At 45.8% G+C, this 20927-nt stretch carries 16 protein-coding genes and 1 CRISPR repeat array; of the genes, 6 read left to right on the top strand and 10 right to left on the bottom strand.

Annotated features, from left to right (window positions below; translation table 11 throughout):
- Positions 1–800: 800 nt before the first annotated feature.
- Positions 801–3059: a CRISPR direct-repeat array (repeat unit 36 nt; unit sequence GTTTCAATCCCCTCGCGGGGAAGTGGTAAAGGAGAC).
- 512 nt (positions 3060–3571) lie between these two features.
- From QUA00_RS17710 to sppA, 4 genes are all read right to left on the bottom strand, one after another.
- A complete protein-coding gene (locus QUA00_RS17710; RefSeq protein WP_333279918.1) occupies positions 3572–3919 on the bottom strand; it encodes a type II toxin-antitoxin system PemK/MazF family toxin in 348 nt (115 codons plus the stop codon).
- Entirely contained in the window at positions 3906–4295 is a 390-nt protein-coding gene (locus tag QUA00_RS17705; RefSeq protein ID WP_333410477.1) for a DUF433 domain-containing protein, read from the bottom strand. Before QUA00_RS17705 ends, QUA00_RS17710 begins: the two co-directional genes overlap by 14 nt.
- Before the next feature lie 383 nt (positions 4296–4678).
- Positions 4679–5086 (bottom strand): chorismate mutase, encoded by a 408-nt coding sequence (aroH, locus tag QUA00_RS17700; protein ID WP_333103791.1) that lies wholly within the window; start codon positions 5084–5086, stop codon positions 4679–4681.
- Positions 5087–5225: 139 nt separating this feature from the next.
- Positions 5226–6044, bottom strand: a complete 819-nt coding sequence (gene sppA, locus QUA00_RS17695; RefSeq protein ID WP_333410483.1) for a signal peptide peptidase SppA — start codon at positions 6042–6044, stop codon at positions 5226–5228.
- Positions 6045–6396: 352 nt separating this feature from the next.
- Here sppA and QUA00_RS17690 point away from each other — a divergent pair, with 352 nt between their 5' ends.
- Positions 6397–6582: a hypothetical protein gene (locus QUA00_RS17690; protein ID WP_333410475.1), complete on the top strand. Its 186-nt coding sequence runs from the start codon at positions 6397–6399 to the stop codon at positions 6580–6582.
- 91 nt (positions 6583–6673) lie between these two features.
- Entirely contained in the window at positions 6674–7747 is a 1074-nt protein-coding gene (locus QUA00_RS17685) for a DMT family transporter (protein WP_333410473.1), read from the top strand.
- A gap of 13 nt (positions 7748–7760) precedes the next feature.
- Here the strand turns inward: QUA00_RS17685 and QUA00_RS17680 are convergent, their stop codons facing one another.
- Genes QUA00_RS17680 through QUA00_RS17665 form a run of 4 tightly spaced genes read right to left on the bottom strand, consistent with a single transcriptional unit; the run spans position 7761 to position 10361 of the window.
- A complete protein-coding gene (locus tag QUA00_RS17680) occupies positions 7761–8180 on the bottom strand; it encodes a PIN domain-containing protein (RefSeq protein ID WP_333410471.1) in 420 nt (139 codons plus the stop codon).
- On the bottom strand, positions 8177–8476 hold the full coding sequence (locus QUA00_RS17675; RefSeq protein ID WP_333141977.1) for a hypothetical protein: 300 nt from the start codon (positions 8474–8476) through the stop codon (positions 8177–8179). The genes QUA00_RS17680 and QUA00_RS17675 overlap by 4 nt, the downstream gene beginning before the upstream one ends.
- Positions 8477–8527: 51 nt before the next feature.
- The gene (locus tag QUA00_RS17670) at positions 8528–9190 is read right to left on the bottom strand and encodes a phage tail protein (protein ID WP_333410469.1); all 663 of its coding nucleotides are present in this window, start codon (positions 9188–9190) and stop codon (positions 8528–8530) included.
- Position 9191: 1 nt separating this feature from the next.
- Positions 9192–10361: an AAA family ATPase gene (locus tag QUA00_RS17665; protein WP_333410466.1), complete on the bottom strand. Its 1170-nt coding sequence runs from the start codon at positions 10359–10361 to the stop codon at positions 9192–9194.
- Positions 10362–10408: 47 nt separating this feature from the next.
- Here QUA00_RS17665 and QUA00_RS17660 point away from each other — a divergent pair, with 47 nt between their 5' ends.
- Complete coding sequence (locus QUA00_RS17660; RefSeq protein WP_333410464.1) at positions 10409–11257, top strand: M20/M25/M40 family metallo-hydrolase; 849 nt, start codon at positions 10409–10411, stop codon at positions 11255–11257.
- Positions 11258–11402: 145 nt separating this feature from the next.
- On the top strand, positions 11403–15380 hold the full coding sequence (locus tag QUA00_RS17655) for a hydantoinase B/oxoprolinase family protein (protein WP_333410462.1): 3978 nt from the start codon (positions 11403–11405) through the stop codon (positions 15378–15380).
- On the opposite strand, the gene QUA00_RS17650 is transcribed toward QUA00_RS17655, so the two are convergent.
- Positions 15371–15841 carry an RNase H family protein gene (locus tag QUA00_RS17650; protein WP_333410461.1) on the bottom strand — a complete coding sequence of 157 codons (471 nt, stop codon included), beginning with the start codon at positions 15839–15841 and terminating at the stop codon, positions 15371–15373. The two genes, QUA00_RS17655 and QUA00_RS17650, sit on opposite strands and share 10 nt — an antisense overlap.
- 158 nt (positions 15842–15999) lie before the next feature.
- Between QUA00_RS17650 and QUA00_RS17645 the strand changes: the two genes are divergently transcribed.
- Positions 16000–16647: a sigma-70 family RNA polymerase sigma factor gene (locus QUA00_RS17645; RefSeq protein ID WP_333321432.1), complete on the top strand. Its 648-nt coding sequence runs from the start codon at positions 16000–16002 to the stop codon at positions 16645–16647.
- Positions 16648–16759: 112 nt separating this feature from the next.
- Positions 16760–17080, top strand: coding sequence for a 2Fe-2S iron-sulfur cluster-binding protein (locus tag QUA00_RS17640; protein ID WP_333410458.1), 321 nt, complete (start codon positions 16760–16762; stop codon positions 17078–17080).
- A gap of 199 nt (positions 17081–17279) precedes the next feature.
- Here the strand turns inward: QUA00_RS17640 and treS are convergent, their stop codons facing one another.
- On the bottom strand, positions 17280–20663 hold the full coding sequence (gene treS / locus QUA00_RS17635; protein ID WP_333410456.1) for a maltose alpha-D-glucosyltransferase: 3384 nt from the start codon (positions 20661–20663) through the stop codon (positions 17280–17282).
- Positions 20664–20927: the final 264 nt, after the last annotated feature.

Raw genomic sequence — 20927 nt, 5'->3', positions numbered from 1 at the left:
GGGCTATGAATGCTTTACTTCGTTCCGATTACACATTGGTTGAACATAACAGCGTAATGCTATCCACCGGGTTTTTTGGGCAGTGCTGATAAGTCAATCCGATAATTGCTTATGCCCTATCCTTGCCTTTTGGCTTGGTCAGTCAGCCGTTTGACCATCTATCATAACGGTGGTTCAGACACATTTTTGCTTTCGCTACGCATATGTTCTTGCTCGACAGCTACCCCATTCGGCTAAGAGTCTTTCTGCCTTTTATCCCCGCTTTATCCTGTTAGTTGCTACCCAACAAAATAGGGGATATGCTTTTACCGCTGCACCTGCGGACTGGGACTTGACTTAATGCCTCACCCATAAGTGTAATCAGTTATCACTAACTTCTAGGAGTTAGGCTAACCGTCCCTGGATAGGAGAACCTACCCATTTAGGTTAAACGAATCGCACACCGGATTTGATATCAATCCCCTCTTGGGGAAGTGGTAAAGAAGCTAAGTAGGGGCCCAGAAACCGGGTTTTTTTACGAAAATATTTGGTTGTAGTCCACAGATTCGGTAAAAAACCCGGTTTCTTTCGTCGGAGTGCATAAATTCTGGCGTTGCAAAGAAAGGGAAAAATTTCCAGCAGATGTAGTTTTAATCCCCTCTTGGGGAAGTGGTAAAGAAGCTAAGTAGGGGCCCAGAAACCGGGTTTTTTACGAAAATATTTGGTTGTAGTGCACAGATTCGGTAAAAAACCCGGTTTCTTTGGTCGGAGTGCATAAATTCTGGCGTTGCAAAGAAATGGAAAAATTTCCACCAGATGTAGTTTCAATCCCCTCGCGGGGAAGTGGTAAAGGAGACAACTAACATTAGCTAACGTAATATCTGGTCGGATTTTAGTTTCAATCCCCTCGCGGGGAAGTGGTAAAGGAGACACAGTAGACGGCACGGTCTACGGAGCTGAGGACAACCCGTTTCAATCCCCTCGCGGGGAAGTGGTAAAGGAGACGATGACTATTTTCGGATGAGTCTCTGTATGAGGTTGATTGTTTCAATCCCCTCGCGGGGAAGTGGTAAAGGAGACATGATGAACAAGATCCATATTTCTCTTGGGATAATGATGTAGAGTTTCAATCCCCTCGCGGGGAAGTGGTAAAGGAGACTCTTACGGTAAAGATAAGAAAGGTAATTATTCAGCTAATATTGTTTCAATCCCCTCGCGGGGAAGTGGTAAAGGAGACGTTTTCTCTGAGCCTACTGAGAAACTGATAATTTCTGTTTCAATCCCCTCGCGGGGAAGTGGTAAAGGAGACTAAATTCTATTGAATAATGTCATGATTTATACAAATAAGTTTCAATCCCCTCGCGGGGAAGTGGTAAAGGAGACGTGCTGGTCAGTTCGTTGGGATTATGATGCCCGATTAAAGTTTCAATCCCCTCGCGGGGAAGTGGTAAAGGAGACCTTATGACCGCTGTGTTATAAAGGGGTATCGTCAAAATAGTTTCAATCCCCTCGCGGGGAAGTGGTAAAGGAGACAAGCTGAACAAAACCATACGAGGTTTAGTTAGAGTTGTTTCAATCCCCTCGCGGGGAAGTGGTAAAGGAGACAAAACTGATCGAGGCACACTAATAATCTACACTCTTAGTTTCAATCCCCTCGCGGGGAAGTGGTAAAGGAGACGTCCTGCAGTTGTAACCCTAGATGGTATACCTGAGCGTTTCAATCCCCTCGCGGGGAAGTGGTAAAGGAGACCCACCAAGCAACAATGTGGGCTGAAATAAAATTTCCAGTTTCAATCCCCTCGCGGGGAAGTGGTAAAGGAGACATAAAGTGGAAAGTTGTTACAATAAGGAAACTGGAAAGTTTCAATCCCCTCGCGGGGAAGTGGTAAAGGAGACTGGCGAAAGCTGTTCCCGATGTGGGAATCCTAGCTACGGAAAGTTTCAATCCCCTCGCGGGGAAGTGGTAAAGGAGACGATGACTACGGAAAAGGCTGGCTTGATCCAGACCCGAAGTTTCAATCCCCTCGCGGGGAAGTGGTAAAGGAGACTTTACCCACCCACACGAAAACGAGAGAAACAGATGAAGTTTCAATCCCCTCGCGGGGAAGTGGTAAAGGAGACCTAAACTCAACGGGTATGTCGTGACTATCACCCATGATGTTTCAATCCCCTCGCGGGGAAGTGGTAAAGGAGACAGTACAGATACTGCTTTAACAGGTGGTAAATGCAGGTTTCAATCCCCTCGCGGGGAAGTGGTAAAGGAGACAAAAGCAAACCTGTTTCAAAAAAGTGAATACTCATTGTTTCAATCCCCTCGCGGGGAAGTGGTAAAGGAGACATCAGTTTGGGTTACCGACGCAGAAGATGACTTTCAAGTTTCAATCCCCTCGCGGGGAAGTGGTAAAGGAGACCGGAAATTTTGAATGTTTGAGTTCATATGTTTTCTAAAGTTTCAATCCCCTCGCGGGGAAGTGGTAAAGGAGACAGCCTTGAAGAAATGGGACCTCAGAATATGTTACAAGTTCCTGTTTCAATCCCCTCGCGGGGAAGTGGTAAAGGAGACGATTCGGGTTGGCATCAGGTAGTGAGCCTATGACTTGTTTCAATCCCCTCGCGGGGAAGTGGTAAAGGAGACAATTCATGTTTGTGAATATTGCTTAGCAGCAGGTGGTTTCAATCCCCTCGCGGGGAAGTGGTAAAGGAGACGATAGAGCGTATCACAGAAAATTTAGCCAAGCTACAACAAGTTTCAATCCCCTCGCGGGGAAGTGGTAAAGGAGACGCGATGTATGGATTTATGCCATCAATCCTCCGATGGTTGTTTCAATCCCCTCGCGGGGAAGTGGTAAAGGAGACTTTCAACAGCAAAGCCTACTCGCAGAGACTACTCACATCAAGTTTCAATCCCCTCGCGGGGAAGTGGTAAAGGAGACCTTGCTTGAAGCTACTCTCTCAGACAAATAGGCAAGAGGTTTCAATCCCCTCGCGGGGAAGTGGTAAAGGAGACTAAACCTACAAAATCTTGAAACTGAGTGGAAGATTAAGTTTCAATCCCCTCGCGGGGAAGTGGTAAAGGAGACTCTTCGGCCAGGGAGCCTTACCCAGAAAGGGTTTCAAGCCTCAAATCGACGCACCATATTTTACCTGTCAATAAGACCCTAAAACCTGCAATAAGCTCAATTGCTTGCAAGCCGTAACCCTTGGTATCAGAGTAATCGACGCACCCCAACGAGAAAATCAGGGTTTTGCCGATCGCCCGAGGTGCGTCGATTGCCGATCTGCGACACTGAAACTAGCCGCAGATCAAAAAAAAAACTATGCAATTTTCAACGTTCTGGAGCGATCGAGCTTTGCAACTCGCAAACTCACCATACACCTTAACCTGCAACTTGTCAACAAGAATGAGAGTAAAATCCGACGAGAGCCTTTTTTGAATTGTCGGGGCGACAAAATCCCAGAAACCGGGTTTTTGCGGTTTTCGTCGGCTGTAAGGCGTCTTCTGAGGAAAAAACCCGGTTTCTCAGAACCCGTGAGTCTAGGAATGTTTGACTTTTTGAGTTGTCGGGGCGATCGACTTTCACAGGCGCCAAGTCTATTGATTAGATAAATCCAAGGCGATCGACAAAGCGCTATCCAATTGCACCACAGTAGACTCAGAAAGTGTCCCGCGTTTACGTAAAAGGCGACTTTTCGCCAAAGCGCGAACTTGCTCTCCAAGTGCTATTGAGTCTCGATCGAATCCTCCATCAGGAGCAATTATGAGTACCTGACTCCGATAAATGCGGCGTGGTGGGCGATAAGTGGTACAAGGAACCACCAGCACAACTTGACTCGACGCATTTATCGAATCGTTGCTAACAATAATCGCTGGGCGAGTCCCTCCTTGCTCTGAACCTTGAACAGGTTCAAAATCAGCATCATAAACTTCACCGCGTCTCATATTCAGACTCACCTATTAGCAATGCTTCCCAGTCGGCTGTCTCAAAATCTTGACAAATTGCCAAAGCTTCTGCTTGATATTCTAGATCGTTTGCCATTTCTGAAAACTCGGCATAAATCACTCGATCGGGCTGGAGACTTACTAACTGGTGAGGTTCGCTATTTCGCTCAATTATTTCTGCACCATAGGCAATACAAGCAAGAATATCCTCTCGCCCTATACTAGGATACTGCTGAATTATTTCCTCAATAGTCGAGCCACTAGCTAGGCAATCTAGAATCACAGAAACCCAGATTTGATGTCCCCGAATGCAGGGTTTACCATAGCCGATATTGGGATCGATCGAGATTCGAGATAGTAAGTTTGTTCTATTCATAAAACATCCTCATTTAACCTGCAATTTGTCAACAAGAATGAGAGTCAAATCCGACGAGAGTCCTTTTTTGAGTTGTCGGGGCGATCGACAAAATCAAAGAAACCGGGTTTTTGCCGTTTTCCTCGGCTGTAACCAACTATTCGAGAAAAAACCCGGTTTCTGGGAGCCCGTGAGTCTATAGCGGTTCTCAAGCGTTGTGAGGTATGGGGGCTTTGTCCTATGCCCTATGCCCTATGCCCTATGCCCTATGCCCTATGCCCTATGCCCTATGCCCTATGCCCTATGCCCTATGCCCGCGAGAGCACCTCATGTGACTGAGAAAGGCTATAGGAATGTTTGACTTTTTGAGTTGTCGGGGCGATCGACATTCACAATCGCCAAGTCTAATTTTCCCCAGCCACCGCCACCGCTAAATTCCTATCCGGGCGCAAATTTTGAGCTCCCCGCAAATAAGGATGATAAATTTCAGTATGTGCCGGCCAGTTAACGTGAATTAAAAACCGGATGCAGCGTTCCAAAGCACCCTCAACGTGCATTTGCTGCACGTCCAACAAAGGAACATTACACCAGTGAGGACGTTCGCGGGCGATCGCGGCCGGAAACACAGCATCTAAATCACGAGTAGCAGAAAACGTAGCACTAATAATTAAATCTGGATTTATATCATTTTTTGCTTCTAATTCATCTAATAATTCTCTCACCGCTTCTCGAATTGCTGCCACCGAATTCTCGCTAGCAGTAGTTGCCCCACGAATCCCCCGCACTTGCCAATCCACGCAAATTTCCTCCATATTAGTCAGTTGTTCAGTAGTCAGTTGTCAGTTGTTAGTTGTCAGTTGCTAGTTGTCAGTTGCTAGTTGCAATTACCAATTACTAATTACCAATTACCACTGCCAACTGACTACTGTCCACTGCCAACTGACTATTTAATCACGGGCGATACATCCACAGCGGCAAACCGCTAGTAGAAAGCTCGAATTCCAGCAAATTATTGTAAGCTGAAAGCCCGGATATATCCAGACTACTCCCCAAGACACGATTTAGGAAAGGTTTTTGTTTTTCTAGCGTGCAAGACTCGGTTTTTTCCGGGTCCAGGCCTGCGAGTTCGGCGGCAAGGCGGCGAGCGTCCTCTTCTGTTCCCAGTCGATCGACCAAACCCAATTCTAAGGCTTGCTGACCGGTAAAAACGCGACCGTCGGCAAAACTTTTGACTTTTTCAACAGCCAATGAACGGGCTTCGGCAACCGTTTCCACGAATTGCTGGTAGCTGGTGTCGATCAAGTCTTGCAGAATTTGCTGTTCAGGATCTGTCAATTCGCGATCGAATGCCAAGATATCTTTATACGGCCCCGATTTAATCACCTTAAAAGAAACGCCTACTTTTTCTAACAGCCGTTCTAGATTGTTACCCCGGATAATCACGCCAATGCTGCCGGTAATTGTACCGGGATTAGCAACGATATGTTCGGCTCCCATGCCGATGTAAACTCCACCAGAAGCTGAAATATTGCCGAAACTGGCGACAATTTTGACTTTTTCGCGCAAACGCTTGAGGGCGCTGTAAATTTCCTGGGAATCGCCGACGGTGCCGCCGGGGCTGTCTATCCGCAGCAGCAAGGCGGGAAATTTGCGTTCTTCAACAGTTTTGAGAGCTTCTAGGACTCGTTTACGGGTTTCTCCGGCAATGGCTCCGGTGATTTCGATACGGGCGATTTGTTTGCGGTAGCGGGGCTTGAATGGCCAAATCATGGGCAGTGTACAGGCAATGTTACGGATTTTTGTAGCTAACTTCTTATAGTGTGCCTTATTCGTCGGGGTAGATGTTGTGCCATTTAGGAACAGGCAAGATGCCTGTTCCACAAGAAATTGCTTGATTGTGGAACGGGCATCTTGCCCGTTCCAGATTGTTGGCAACAGGCAAGATGCCTGTTCCACCTTGATTTTGTGGAACAGGCATCTTGCCTGTTCCAGATTGTTGGCAACAGGCAAGATGCCTGTTGCACAAGAAATTGCTTGATTGTGGAACAGGCATCTTGCCTGTTCCAGATTGTTGGCAACAGGCAAGATGCCTGTTCCACCTTGATTTTGTGGAACAGGCAAGATGCCTGTTCCAGATTGTTGGCAACAGGCAAGATGCCTGTTCCACAAGAAATTGCTTGATTGTGGAACAGGCAAGATGCCTGTTCCAGATTGTTGGCCACAGGCAAGATGCCTGTTGCACCTTGATTTTGTGGAACAGGCATCTTGCCTGTTCCAGATTGGCCGAGGTTTGTGCGATCGCATTTAACTCAACACCAATATATAATTGTAAAAATTGCTTAACAAAACTACATCATCCCCACGAGAATCAATCTCATCAATTATCTGGAGCCCTCCCCATGCAGCTAAAACTTACCGATTCAAAACTGCCTTTTGCCCCGCTGTTGCTAATTGCGCCGTTTTTCCTGTGGGGAACCGCGATGGTAGCGATGAAGGGGGTGATGCCGCACACAACGCCACTGTTTGTGGCATTCGTGCGTTTAGTACCTGCGGGTGTGTTGGTGCTGCTGGGGGCGGCGCTGATGGGAAAACCGCAGCCGCAGGGTTGGAAAGCTTGGCTGTGGATTTCGCTGTTTGCTTTGGTTGACGCTACTTTGTTTCAAGGCTTTTTAGCCGAAGGTTTGGCGAGAACCGGTGCGGGTTTGGGTTCGGTGATGATTGATTCTCAACCGCTAGCTGTGGCGATTTTGTGTTTGTGGCTGTTTCAAGAAAAAATAGGTTTTTGGGGCTGGTTGGGATTAGTTATTGGCGTTGCGGGCATCAGTTTGATCGGGTTGCCCGATGGCTGGATTTTGGGGCTTTTTCATCCTGAAAACAGGGAGGTTTCTGCGGGAATCGAACAGTTGTTTCAGGGTGGAGAATGGTTGATGCTGTTGGCTGCTTTGTCGATGGCTGTGGGTACGGTTTTGGTGCGCTGGGTTTGCCGTTATGTTGACCCGGTGGTGGCGACTGGTTGGCACATGATTTTGGGCGGTTTGCCGCTGTTGGCATTTTCTGCTGCAACGGAGTCTGAGCAGTTTGTGAATATCGATTTTTCCGGCTGGATGGCGTTAGGTTATTCTACTGTGTTCGGAAGTGCGATCGCCTACGGTTTATTCTTTTATTTTGCTTCGAGTGGCAGTCTGACAAGTTTAAGTTCTCTTACCTTTCTTACGCCTGTATTTGCTTTGCTGTTCGGCAATTTGTTCTTGGGCGAAGTGCTGAATCCGCTACAATCGATGGGAGTAGGGCTGACTTTGGTGAGTATTTATTTGATTAACCAGCGGGATACTTTGGGTGATAAATTGAAGAAAATGCGGCACGGTGAAGCGAGTGCAGAAGTTGAAGCAACAGGATTATTAGAGTCGTCAGAGTTGAATTCTGTAGAATTACCCGTGCAGTTGCGGGTTAGCGAATTGGAATCAGAAGTTTAGCGCTTTGAGAAATTTAAGGAGAATCAGTTAATTCAAGAATTAACTGATTTGGAGTTACAATCCTAGGAGTAGTAACCGGAAAATCTCGCGGGTTGCGGGTGACAATGGCATCAATTCGATTGATTACAGCAGTGCTGTACTGAATCGCATCTTCAAAATCCTTGAATTTGCAAGTTAATGCCATTGAAATAACTGAGTTATCTACTGTTGCTACTTGACAAAATGTGGCTAACTGCCGCAAAAAAGCCAGCGTCCAATCGCGGCCTCTGTCTCTGCGGATAATATAGTAAAGGTCGCTAAAAGTTGAGGCTGAAATATAGCCTTGAATTTGTGCTTCTTCAACAAAAGTTAAAATGCGATCGCTCTCAGCAAAGAAAGGTTCTCGTTCGAGCGCAACATCTACTATTATATTGGTGTCTATCAGGATTTTCACAAGTTATGTTTTTCCTTTAAATATTCCCATTTTGCTTGTTTGTCTGGATCGTCAAAATCCAGCGGTTCCGGTACAGCATCTCGATCGAATAAACCTTGAAATGCCTTCACGTTAGTTTTAAACTTTTTTTGAGGTTCTTCAGGTGCGATCGCATTTTCTGAGGCGCTGGCTTGTTTAACCGTATCAGGTAGCTGCAAGACGATGATTTCTACATCTCCCGGCGGCATATTCACGGGTTCCACAACTACCAAGTTGCCAGTTGCATCGATTTTACCTCTAAGTTTGTATGCTTGCATGGTAATCTCCGATAACTATGTTTCTATTATATGACATAATAACTTGCTTCCTTACCAATCCTCTTCATCACCACTCTTAATGCCTCTGCTTTGAATCTCTTCTATAAAAGTTTTTAAACTGGGATTTTCTGCGTAATGCTTCATCAAAACTTTATGCTTGCGATATTGTTCTGAAATTACTCGATAATATTCAGGATTTTTAGCATTAGCGTCGATCGTAAACTTATGTTTTTTCGCAAGTTGCAGGTTTAAAGTATCGAGGCAGTTCTTAACTTTAGCTTGTTTCTTCTTGTCTGTATAATACAGGGGCAGCAACCAACACTCAATAGAATGTACGGAGATGGCAAATATAATTTGTTGTTGATATCTGCTGTAAAAATTATCGCCGATCGCATTTCTAAACTTTTCAATAACTTTTGCAATTAACTGCTGGGGAGTAAACTCACCGTTTTCATCTTGTTTTGCTACACCATAATCTTCTGAAACATCCGTATCTATCTGAATAATGATATAGTCAATAAATTGAAATGCTTCTTGAAATTTTTTTGACCTACAATAATCAAATACTAGAGTCCAGCCGCCGGTTTTGGATTTATCTCTTTTTGGCTGAAGAGGTGTCACCTCTATATATGCACTATTAAAATATCCAGCTAAAATATCTTCTATTACAATTTGATCAGTCAGTCCCTCTGCAATCAATCCAAAACTAATCATATTAAAAATTCTTAGGAAGTCCGCCGATATAGCCTCTCAAAAATGCCTCTGATAACTCTACTGGTTCTTGGCCCTCTAGAGGTTTGGGGCCCAGAATGCGTCTGGCTTTAGTATAACCTAATTGGTTGCGAGAAATCACAAGCAGTCGCTGTTCGTCATCCTCTAAATTCAAACCGTCCAAAACCGCCGGATTGTGGGTTGTAAAAATTACTTGTTTGTCGTGTTTTTTTGCTAATTCGACTAATTCTTGCATTAATCGGCGGCACAATCTGGGATTGAGAGAAGCATCAATGTTATCTATTGCGAAAAATTTAGGTGTGAGATCGCTGACGAACAAGGTAAAGTAAAACAGTAAAAATAAAAATCCTTCATTCGAGCTTCTTTGGTCGAAATAACTTAAATGAGTATCTAAGTACCTATCTTGGATTTGGATAGAAGTTTGCATTGCTGCTAAATTTTGAGAAACTTCAAAATCTTTAAACCAATCTATCAATCGCAGATTTTCTTTGATTTGATTGAGTTTACCTGGGTTTTGGTCTACACTCAAGACATTTATAAGTTTAAATAAGCCTTCGCCCTTAATGCCTAACGGTTGAATTTGCCCTTCTTTTTCAAAAGTTCGTAACGCGGGATTTTCAGGAGAGTAAATTACGAATAGATTTACGTCAAGTAGTTCACTAAATGATTCTGCCTCCTTTTGAAAGCTTAAAAAAAGGTCTTCGGAAAGCTCATTTTTTTCTTCTAAAATAGATATCAATTTGTTTCGACCGCCATATTTTTGAACCACCTGCTTAACAGCATTCTTGAGAGAGGTTTCAGTATTACCCAAAAAGGTTTTACTAAGCCACTGAGAATAAGGAGCATTATCATTTTGTAAAATACAACTGAATGGTTGTCCCTTATTCGCTCTTAACTCAATGCTGATATCTTTATCTAAATTTTCCTTTTCAAAAGCCGATCGCATAAATTGAGGTTCTGTAACTCTGATGCCCCTAGATGCTAAAAACTCGTTATCCAGCTTATCATCTGCCGCCGCAGAAGCAAGGGCGATCGCCTCTAGGATATTGCTTTTGCCACAGCCATTTTCACCAATCAATACGGTGACTCGTCCTAATTCTAGCTTCAGCTTTTGAATGGACTTATAATTTTCGATTCTGACTTCTCCAATCATAATTCAATCCCATATAATCTTAGTGTACTCATTGTATCTCCGATCGCATGAATCTCAAAGAACGCTTGCACAGCCATCTGATTCAAATTGTACGCGATCGCAACCCATACCTCGCATCCGAAGGGCATTTTTATGCCCAGCAATACATCCGCGAACAGTTGGCACAGTGGGGAACTGTAGAAATTGACGATTTTTCCGTGCGCGGCCGAATTCATCACAATTTGATTTTGGATTTACCCCCCTTCGATCGGGCGAGTAAGAAGCGGTTGCCGCCGATCGTAATTGGTGCTCATTACGATACTGTACCCGGATCGCCTGGGGCCGATGATAATGCTACTGGTGTTGCTGTTTTGCTGGAACTCGCAAGGAATATCGCATCTGGGCCGCTCAAATATCCAGTGCAATTAGTTGCCTTCGATATGGAAGAATACGGTTGTTTGGGAAGCAGTCATCATGCAGCTAAATACAAGCAACAGCAAGAGTCAATCCGGTTAATGATTTCTTTGGAAATGTTGGGTTATTGCAACCATAATCCTAATTCTCAAAGCTATCCCGCTGGCTTGAAATATTTTTATCCAAATAGTGGTAATTTTATTGCTTTAATTGGCACTTTGCGGACGGTTCCCGATTTGATTAATTTGAGTGGTAAAATTCGCAAATCTGGTCAGCCCTGCGAGTGGCTGCCGGTGCCGAATCGAGGTTTAATTGTGCCGGATACTCGCCGCAGCGATCATGTTCCTTTTTGGGATAATGGTTATCCGGCTATTATGGTGACTGATACTGCTAATATGCGAAATCCGCATTATCATCGAGAAAGCGATAGGATTGAGACTTTGGATTTGGATTTTCTGGCTGGTGTTTGTCAGGGGTTAGTCAAGGGCATTCGACATCTATAATTAACACGATCGAGCGCCTCCTAGTTTGATCGACCAGAAATTATGACTTTTATGACCCGAAGTTAGGAATTTTATGAATTGACTCGAACAGAAGTTTGTTGAATAATTGTAAATTAATCAAGCAAAAATTTCAAAAAAAAGAGATATGAATCCTACTTCTCCCGATCGCACTCGCTGGCAATTCTGGATCGATCGCGGTGGCACTTTTACCGATATTGTCGCCAAGAGTCCCGACGGTAAGTTAGTCATTCACAAGCTGCTGTCGGAAAACCCAGAACGCTACACCGACGCCGCAGTTCAAGGAATTCGCGATATTTTGAGAATTCCCGCCGACGCAGCTATACCCGCCGCCGAAATTGAAGCGATTAAAATGGGGACGACGGTGGCGACAAATGCTTTGCTGGAACGAAAAGGCGATCGCACAATTCTGTTAATTACTAAAGGTTTCGGCGATGCGCTGAGAATTGGCTATCAAAACCGCCCCAATATTTTCGCGCGTCACATTGTTTTGCCCCAGATGCTGTACGATCGAGTTATTGAAGTTGCAGAACGCTACAGCGCTCAAGGTGAGGAGTTAACTGCTGTCAATCCCGAATTTATCCCGTCTTTGCAGAAAGCATACGATGAGGGAATTCGCAGTTGTGCGATCGTATTCATGCACGGCTACCGCTACTCGGAACACGAAAAACAAGTTGCTAAAATAGCGAAAGAAATTGGCTTTACTCAAATTTCAGTATCTCACGAAGTCAGCCCGCTGATGAAACTGGTTTCGCGGGGAGATACTGCGGTTGTCGATGCTTATTTATCTCCGATTTTACGTCGATACGTCGAACAAGTAACCAGTCAATTATCTGTAGGGGCGGTGCCCCCGTGCCCGCCCTCTTCCTCCCCGTGCCCGCCCTCCCCGTGCCCGCCCTCCTCCTCCTCCCCGTGCCCGTCCCCTAAATTAATGTTTATGCAATCGAATGGCGGCTTAGTAGACGCGGCACAATTTCAAGGAAAAAACAGTATTTTATCCGGCCCAGCAGGCGGTATTGTCGGTGCAGTTCAAACGAGCAAAAAGGCAGGTTTTGATAAAATTATTACCTTTGATATGGGCGGAACTTCCACAGATGTTGCCCATTTTAACGGGGAATACGAACGCGAATTTGAGACGGAAATTGCTGGGGTGAGATTGCGATCGCCCGTGATGGCAATTCACACTGTAGCAGCCGGCGGCGGTTCAATTGTCTTTTTTGACGGGGCTCGCTACCGCGTCGGGCCGGAGTCGGCGGGAGCCAATCCTGGGCCCGCTTGCTATCGCAAAGGCGGCCCCTTGACGGTGACTGATTGCAATGTGATGTTGGGGAAAATTCAACCGGATTTTTTCCCGAAAGTATTTGGATTGAATGGAGATTTGCCGATCGCCCCTGACGTAGTAAAGCAAAAATTTGGGCAATTAGCGGGGGAAATTGGGGGCGAGAGGACGGCCGAAGAGGTGGCGGAGGGTTTTTTGGCGATCGCTGTGGAAAAGATGGCAAATGCTGTCAAAAAAATCTCGCTTCAGCGCGGTTACGATGTTTCGGAGTATACATTGTGCTGTTTCGGCGGTGCGGGCGGCCAACACGCTTGTGCGATCGCCGATGCTTTGGGGATGAAACGGGTATTTATTCACCCTTATGCGGGTGTGTTGTCGGCTTACGGTATGGGTTTGGCTGATGTGCGGGCTATTCGCGAAAGGGCGATCGAGCAACAATTAAATGCAGAATTATTACCCAATTTGCATCATATTTTAGCCGAATTGGAGGTAGATGGAAAGAGGGAATTGAACCGCAGAGGCGCAGAGAACACAGAGAATGAGTCAGAGGTTTTAGTTGTTAGCAAGTTGCGCTTAAAATATCAGGGAAGTGACTCGGTTTTGGCGGTCAATTTTGCTGACAATATTGAGGTCATGCAGGCTGAATTTGAAGCAGCCCACCGACAGCGTTACAGTTTTATTATGCCAGAAAAACCGCTGATTGTGGAAGCGGTTTCGGTGGAAGTTGTAGAAAAAATGGATGTGCCGGAAGCATCCACAATTTCCCCCTCTTGTGGCACGGGCATCTTGCCTGTGCCACCAATTTTGCAGACAATGGATGTGCCGGAAGCATCCCAAATTTCCCCCTCTTGTGGCACGGGCATCTTGCCTGTGCCACCAATTTTGCAGACAATGGATGTGCCGGAAGCATCCCAAATTTCCCCCTCTTGTGGCACAGGCATCTTGCCTGTGCAACCAATTTTGCAGACATTGGATGTGCCGGAAGCATCCACAATTTCCCCCTCTAGTGGCACGGGCATCTTGCCCGTGCAACCAATTTCAACGGTGCAAATGTATGTGGGTGGCGGCTGGCGGGAAACGCCTGTTTATCAGAGAGACGATTTGCGATCTGGCGACTGCATAGAAGGCCCTGCTATGATTGTTGAAGCTACGGGAACTAATATCATAGAACCGGGCTGGGAAGCGGAAATCACCGAAAATAATGATTTAATTTTGAACCGCAGATGCACGCAGATGGACGCAGATAATATCCGCGTTCCTTCGCGTTTATCTGCGGTTAAATCCGATCCGGTTTTGCTGGAAATTTTTAATAATTTGTTTCGGGCGATAGCGGAACAAATGGGCGTCACATTGCAAAACACAAGTTCCTCAGTCAACATCAAAGAACGTCTCGACTTTTCCTGTGCAATTTTCGACAAAAACGGGCAATTAGTTGCCAACGCGCCGCACATTCCCGTACATCTAGGCTCGATGAGCGAAAGCGTTGAAGCTTTAATTTTAGCACAAGGCAATGCGGTTCAACCGGACGATGTTTATGTTTCTAACAATCCCTACAACGGCGGCACGCATTTACCAGATATCACCGTTATTACTCCAGTATTCGATCGTGATTCCTCCCTTCCTTTGTTTTATGTTGCCTCGCGGGGACACCACGCCGACATCGGCGGCATCACTCCCGGTTCCATGCCTCCTAACAGTACCACAGTAACTGAAGAAGGTGTATTGCTTGACAATTTCCTGTTAGTAAGCGAGGGCTATTTTCGAGAAAAAGAATTACTAGAAATTCTGACATCGGGTAAGTTTCCTGTTCGCAATTCCGTTCAAAATATAGCCGATTTGCAAGCACAAATTGCTGCTAACAAGCGCGGCGCAGAAGAACTTCTCAAGATGGTAGAACATTATGGATTAGAGACAGTGCAAGCTTATATGGGCTTCGTACAAGACAATGCGGAAGAGTCGGTACGCAGGGTAATTGATGTTTTGCAAGATGGCGAATTTACTTATCCGATGGATAGTGGCGGACAAATTAAGGTAGCGATTACAATTGACAAATCTGCGCGCAGTGCAAAAATAGATTTTGCTGGCACTTCTGCTCAACAAACCAACAATTTTAATGCTCCCGCTGCGGTGTGCAAAGCCGCTGTTTTGTATGTTTTCCGCACCTTGGTAGATGACGATATTCCTCTAAATGCGGGCTGTTTGAAACCTCTCGAAATCATCAATCCCGAAGGCTGTATGCTGAATCCTCGCTATCCAGCGGCGGTAGTGGCCGGAAATGTGGAAACATCGCAGAATATTACCGATGCTTTGTATTGTGCTTTGGGAGTGATGGCTGCTTCTCAGGGAACTATGAATAATTTTACCTTTGGAAATCAGCGCTATCAATATTATGAAACTATTTGTGGCGGTTCGGGTGCTGGTGCAGATTTTGATGGTACGGATGCGGTTCAAACTCACATGACTAATTCGCGTTTAACTGACCCAGAAGTATTAGAATGGCGGTTTCCGGTGTTGTTAGAAAGTTTTGCAATTCGGGCTAATAGCGGGGGGAATGGATCTCATCGCGGCGGTAATGGAGTTGTGCGGCGAGTACGGTTTCGGGAGGCGATGACGGCGGGAATTTTATCGGGGCGGCGGGTGATTTCTCCTTGCGGTTTGAATGGGGGTGAAGCGGGGAAAGTTGGACGGAATTATGTTGAAACGGTTGATGGAAAAGTTGAGAATTTGGGGAGTACGGCGACTGTGGAAATGCAGCCGGGGGATGTGTTTGTCATTGAGACACCGGGGGGCGGAGGATATGGTTTCCCTAGCGGGGTTCACCGTTGATAGCCTTCATCTGCTGGTAAGTTTTGTTGATTGGCCGCTTGTCTGGAAATATAATTGCAGCGTTGATACTCTTGGTTGCCTGCAGATTGCTTAAGTCTAATAAACTCCACGTCGTGTTGCGAACAGAATTGGAGTAGTTGCTCCCACAAATCTACGTTAGCAGTAGGTTTGTGTTCGCTATTTTTCCAGTTATTAGCTTGCCAGCGCAGCGCCCAATTGTTGGCAATAGCATCTACAAGGTAGCCATTGTTATTGTATAGCGTCACTTTACATCTTGTTTTGAGTGCTTTTAGACCTTCAATTGCAGCAATAATATCCATACGATGGTGTGTAGTTAACTGAAATCCCCCGGATAGTTCCTTGCGATGATTTTCATACAGCAAGATTGCCCCATATCCACCAGCACCGCTCGGCGTAGTTATACCGCGAGTATAGATGCTAACTTGTTTCAAGTTGCTCATGCTTCTGGACTCCTTCATGGAATATAAACATTTGGCGATATTATATAATTAATTGACTTAAGTATCAACATATTTTTTAAGCACTTGCATCAAATGTATATCGTGTTGTAGAATCGGGCTGCACCCGCATTTATTCTCCAAACCTTTCCAGAACAATTGTGCAAACACCTAATTTTTCCGAATTCAACCATCCTGTGGTCAAATCCCTGTTTCACCACAGCGATCAGGAATTATTGACTTTGTTTCAAAACCATCCCGATCAAGGTAGGTTCTTCACGGCAATTTTTTGCCGCTACGCTCAAATTGTACACTCCCTGATTCGCCATTCCGTGCGATCGCCCGTACAAGGAGATTACCTATTTGCCCACACTTGGCTGCACATCTATCACGAACTGCGAGGCCTCGATTTGCGCCGCGAAATCCAAGAGTCTGATGGCGAAAATCTCAGTCTCCAAAACTGGCTGATTAATGTCACCGCAGTCTGCATAAATCAAGCTGAATTGCCCCCTGTTGAGTCGATTCACTACTCTTTGCAATCGGCTCCGCCTCCCCTGTGGTGTTACGTCAAACAAGCCTTAGAATTGTTAGCGCCGCTGCCGCGTTTAGTGGTGTTGATGGCTCAGACTTTCCGCTGGAGCGAAACTCGAATTGCAGCTTATTTGCAAGCAGAAGGCGAAGCTATTTCGCCCGCTCAGGTAAAGGCTTTGCTGCAAAAAGGATATCAAAGTTTAGAATCCAACTTGCCGGAGGATATTCGGGCTATTTATCTAGATGAAAATCTCGATTATCAAGAAGCACTTGTCTAGATATACACGATATAAATCCGCCCTTTCTAGCTGTAGGGGCGGGTTTTACCCGAAATATTTGCTAGGACTAACAGCATCGTAAACCCGCCCTTTCGCGAGGAATAAGAAAAAAATGGCTGTTTATCAAGTTCGGTTGGTGAATGAGGCTCTCGCGCTCGATCGCACGATCGCAGTACCAGACGACCAGTATATCTTAGATATGGCAGAAGATGCCGGCATCCGCTTGCCGAATGGATGCAAGCAAGGAGAGTGTTCTGCTTGCGTTGCCAAACTGCTGAGCGGTGAAATCGACCAAAGCGAACAAAAGTTTTTGAAGCCGTCAGAATTGCAAGCGGGCTACGCTGTTACTTGTGTGGCTTACCCGCTTTCTGACTGCACTTTGTTAACGCATCAAGAACAAGTTTTGTATCAAGCCGCTCTTTATTTTAAGTAATAGGAAATCGGTTTTTTACCATCTTTTCTTCTAGTCTGGGGTTGCACGGACTTTGTTTGTATAGGAGCGAATTATATTCGCCGATAAAATCGTTATCAAAGCAGATTTCGTGATGTAAGGTGCGTGACTCTCAAGAATCTGGCTGCCACTTGAGTGGCTAGAAAGTCACGCACCCTAACGAGTATAGATAAACCCGCCCTTATAAATTCAGCAATTCTACAATCCGCTGAAGGGGAATGTGCGCCCAATCCAAGCGGTAATTAAGTTCGTAGGCTAGCTCGCCAACCGCTTTTTCCAAAATGTAAGCATCTAGCAAAACTTGTAGTTCCGGTATAGATTTGGGCAAGAAATCTGCATCGGCTGCTGTTGCCAAATAGCTCTTAACAAAAGTGAGGCTGACCCAGCGGTGCCAAACGTTCGCCCACTGCTGCATCTCCGGGAGATTTTCCGGGCGAATCATCCCACTTTCTACTTCATTGCGGAGTGCCAAAGTAACAGCGTAACTCAAAGATTGCAGCATTCCCGCAACATCTCGCAGGGGCGACCTCTTCATCCGCCGCTCGCTTAAGGGTCGATCGCGTTCTCCTCCGAAATCAATAATTACGAAGTCTTTGCCTGTATAAAGAACTTGCCCAAAATGAAAGTCCCCGTGACAGCGAATTCTATCGGCCGTGATTCTCAAGTTCAAAATAGACTTGAAACGTTCCATGAGCAAATCTTCGCGGTTGAGCAGCTTTTGCGCCGATTTTTGTATTTCTGGCGGCAGTTTGGACATCCGTTTTTTCAGATCCAGCAAAGTTCTTCCGGCCACATTTCTCATGTATTGATAGATGGAACGCTGGTAAAAGGAGGTGAAGCTTTCTGGGGCAAAAGCGGGATTTTCTGTGTCAGCAGCTAAAGCGAGGTGAAGTTCGGCTGTCCGCTTACCTAAAAGTTCCGCTGATGCTAAGTAAGAGCCGATGAGTTCGCGAGCTAATGCCGGAATTTCTAGGGATAAATCGGCTACTAGCGAGTTTTGCTGCCGCTGGCTTTGTCCGGTCAAAGCGTTCGGCAAATAATTTTCGGGGGCAGTAGATAAATTCTCGCCGGAATGCTTTGCTTCTACTGTCATTACTTGCTCGAAATAGTCGCGCAGCGTGTCTAATGTATAAGACCAAGCATCTACGCTGTCGGGGATTAATTTTTGTAGGATTCCGACTGTAAGGACTTGTTTTGCTGGTGTGTGATATTCCAATGCTCCGGCAATTGGAGCGTAGTGTTGGATCGAGTTGCGCTCTGTTAAAAAGCGTCCGATTTCTAATTCGGGGTTAATTCCTTCCTCGATTTTTCGCAATATTTTCAGGACGAAGCGGTCGCCGTAACCTGCGGATGTATTGCTTTGTTCTTTTTTGAACAGGTGAGGTTCGAGCTGCGCTAACTCTTCTTCTGATTTGAATGCACTGTCGGCAATTCCTAGCAGTTGACCTGCAACACCTCTGTAACTGCGAGAATTGGCGATCGTCCCCAGCAGCGCGCTCAGAAAACCTTTGTCCCCAGCAGCATCAAATAGTACCCCGACTTCCTTGTTGCTTTCTGGGAATTGCAGGCGCGCGATCGCCCGATCGTCCACCTCGCCTTTAATCTCTTCCCACCCTAAAGGCAAAACGTAAGTTTCCGGCATACCTTCAGTATAATTCAACTGCAAGAACAGAATGTAAACTTGAGATTGCTCCCCCGCACTATCTTTACATTCAACCGGTACAACATCACTTATTTCTAATGATTGAATTGTCCTGTCTGTACCGCTAAACCAGCGATTGCGCCGCAGGTATCCCGGCAAAAGATTAAGCAGCATATCGCTTAACTGACTTGTAGCAAAAGCTGTTTTCCAATTGCCTATCACCGCCAAACTAGGCAAGTCTGTAGGATGACCGTGCAACGAAAAATCTTCGTGTTTAGCAGTAAGAGTAAACCAGTAAAAAGTGTGAGGGCTCAAGCTCAAAAAGTAAGGCTGCTCCCCAACGGCAGGAAACTCTGTGCGGCCGAAAATCTCCACCGGAACAGCACCTTTAAAGGGCGCAAGGTCTAATTCTGCCGTCTGGACGAAGCGCGACAAATTAGCCACTACGAGGATGTGTTCGTCTTGATAAGTGCGAACAAAAGCTAAAACTTTGCGGTTTTCCGGGTACAGGAACTCGCAAGTTCCGCGGCCGAATGCTTGGAAACGCTGCCGAATTGCAATCAGGCGTTTCATCCACCACCAAAGAGAACTCGGATTCGCCCGCAGCGCTTCCACGTTAATAGATTCGTAGTGATATTCAGGGTCAACAATTGGCGGCGCGTAAAGCCGTTGCGGGTTAGCACGGCTGAAACCGGCATTGCGATCGCCGCTCCACTGCATCGGAGTTCTCACCCCGTTGCGATCGCCCAAATAGATATTGTCTCCCATGCCAATTTCATCGCCGTAGTAAAGCACCGGCGTACCCGGAAGAGACAGCAGCAAAGCATTCATCAACTCGATGCGGCGGCGGTTATTTCCCATCAAAGGAGCCAAGCGGCGGCGGATGCCCAAATTAATTCTCGCCTGAGTGTCTTGAGCGTAAACCCGATACATATAATCTCGGTCTTCATCACTCACCATTTCCAGCGTCAATTCATCGTGATTCCGCAAAAATAATGCCCACTGACAGTTATTGGGAATCTGCGGAGTTTGCTGGAGAATGTCGCTAATTGGGAAGCTATCTTCCATATACAAAGCCATAAATAAACGTGGCATCAGCGGAAAATGAAAGTTCATGTGACATTCATCGCCGGCCGCGTAATATTGAACTGCATCCTCCGGCCACTGATTCGCCTCAGCAAGCAGCATCCGGTTCGGGAATTTCTCATCTACGTGCTTCCGCAAGTGCTTCAAGAATACGTGAGTTTCTGGCAGGTTTTCGCAGTTAGTACCTTCGCGCTCGTACAGGTAAGGCACCGCATCCATTCGCAGTCCGTCTACTCCCAGCGCCAACCAGAAATCTACCACATCTAAGATGGCTTGGCGGACGGCCGGATTGTCGTAATTCAAATCTGGTTGGTGGGAATAAAAACGGTGCCAGTAATAAGCTTTTGCTACCGCATCCCAAGCCCAATTAGATGTTTCAAAATCTTTGAAAATAATCCGAGCATCTTGATATTTTTCCGGCGTGTCGCTCCACACATAAAAATCTCTTTCGTTACTGCCTTTCGGGGCACGGCGCGCTCGCTGAAACCAAGCGTGCTGATCGGAAGTGTGGTTAACAATTAACTCAATAATGACGCGAATTCCCCGTTGGTGCGCTGCTTCTAAAAGGTCTTTAAAGTCCTCTAATGTGCCGTAAATCGGGTTGACGGTAGTATAGTGAGATGTATCGTAGCCGTCGTCTCGGAGCGGCGAGGGAAAAAATGGCAGTACCCAAATTGCTGTTACTCCCAAGTTTTGCAGGTAATCCAGTTTTTCTGTCAGTCCTCTAAAGTCGCCGATGCCGTCTGCATTGCTGTCTGCAAAAGCGCGAACTGGTACTTCGTAAATAATCGCGTCTTTGAACCACAACGGGTCGTTATTTAACATTGAGTTTGGCATGATTTGTAGCGATGATTGGCAATTAGTAATTTGTACTTAAAATTTGGTAATTGGGATTTGTTAGTTCCAATCCAAACTGATAAATCATAACTCATAATTTGGCCGCTATTCCTCATGCGAGCGGCAGACTTTTAATCGTAATTTATTAACGCAAAACTTATAATTTCTTAACTATAAACTCTCAACAATCTGTTTTGCTATTTCGGATACAGTTCACAATCCGGGTACTGTGCTAGCTACCGATGCGCGGTGCCCACCCTACCA

Origin of the sequence: Microcoleus sp. T2B6, assembly GCF_036700475.1 — a bacterium.
Taxonomy (GTDB): Bacteria; Cyanobacteriota; Cyanobacteriia; order Cyanobacteriales; family Microcoleaceae; genus Microcoleus.
This window is presented reverse-complemented; position numbering and strand designations above follow the sequence as displayed.

Excerpts from the sequence above, each read along its gene's own strand:
- QUA00_RS17655 (WP_333410462.1), top strand. The coding sequence starts at position 11,403 with ATGAATCCTACTTCTCCCGATCGCACTCGCTGGCAATTCTGGATCGAT.
- QUA00_RS17675 (WP_333141977.1), bottom strand. The coding sequence starts at position 8,476 with ATGCAAGCATACAAACTTAGAGGTAAAATCGATGCAACTGGCAACTTG.
- QUA00_RS17665 (WP_333410466.1), bottom strand. The coding sequence starts at position 10,361 with ATGATTGGAGAAGTCAGAATCGAAAATTATAAGTCCATTCAAAAGCTG.
- aroH (WP_333103791.1), bottom strand. The coding sequence starts at position 5,086 with ATGGAGGAAATTTGCGTGGATTGGCAAGTGCGGGGGATTCGTGGGGCA.
- sppA (WP_333410483.1), bottom strand. The coding sequence starts at position 6,044 with ATGATTTGGCCATTCAAGCCCCGCTACCGCAAACAAATCGCCCGTATC.
- QUA00_RS17670 (WP_333410469.1), bottom strand. The coding sequence starts at position 9,190 with ATGATTAGTTTTGGATTGATTGCAGAGGGACTGACTGATCAAATTGTA.
- QUA00_RS17690 (WP_333410475.1), top strand. The coding sequence starts at position 6,397 with ATGCCTGTTCCAGATTGTTGGCAACAGGCAAGATGCCTGTTCCACAAG.
- QUA00_RS17685 (WP_333410473.1), top strand. The coding sequence starts at position 6,674 with ATGCAGCTAAAACTTACCGATTCAAAACTGCCTTTTGCCCCGCTGTTG.
- QUA00_RS17710 (WP_333279918.1), bottom strand. The coding sequence starts at position 3,919 with ATGAGACGCGGTGAAGTTTATGATGCTGATTTTGAACCTGTTCAAGGT.
- QUA00_RS17650 (WP_333410461.1), bottom strand. The coding sequence starts at position 15,841 with ATGAGCAACTTGAAACAAGTTAGCATCTATACTCGCGGTATAACTACG.
- QUA00_RS17640 (WP_333410458.1), top strand. The coding sequence starts at position 16,760 with ATGGCTGTTTATCAAGTTCGGTTGGTGAATGAGGCTCTCGCGCTCGAT.
- treS (WP_333410456.1), bottom strand. The coding sequence starts at position 20,663 with ATGCCAAACTCAATGTTAAATAACGACCCGTTGTGGTTCAAAGACGCG.
- QUA00_RS17660 (WP_333410464.1), top strand. The coding sequence starts at position 10,409 with ATGAATCTCAAAGAACGCTTGCACAGCCATCTGATTCAAATTGTACGC.
- QUA00_RS17705 (WP_333410477.1), bottom strand. The coding sequence starts at position 4,295 with ATGAATAGAACAAACTTACTATCTCGAATCTCGATCGATCCCAATATC.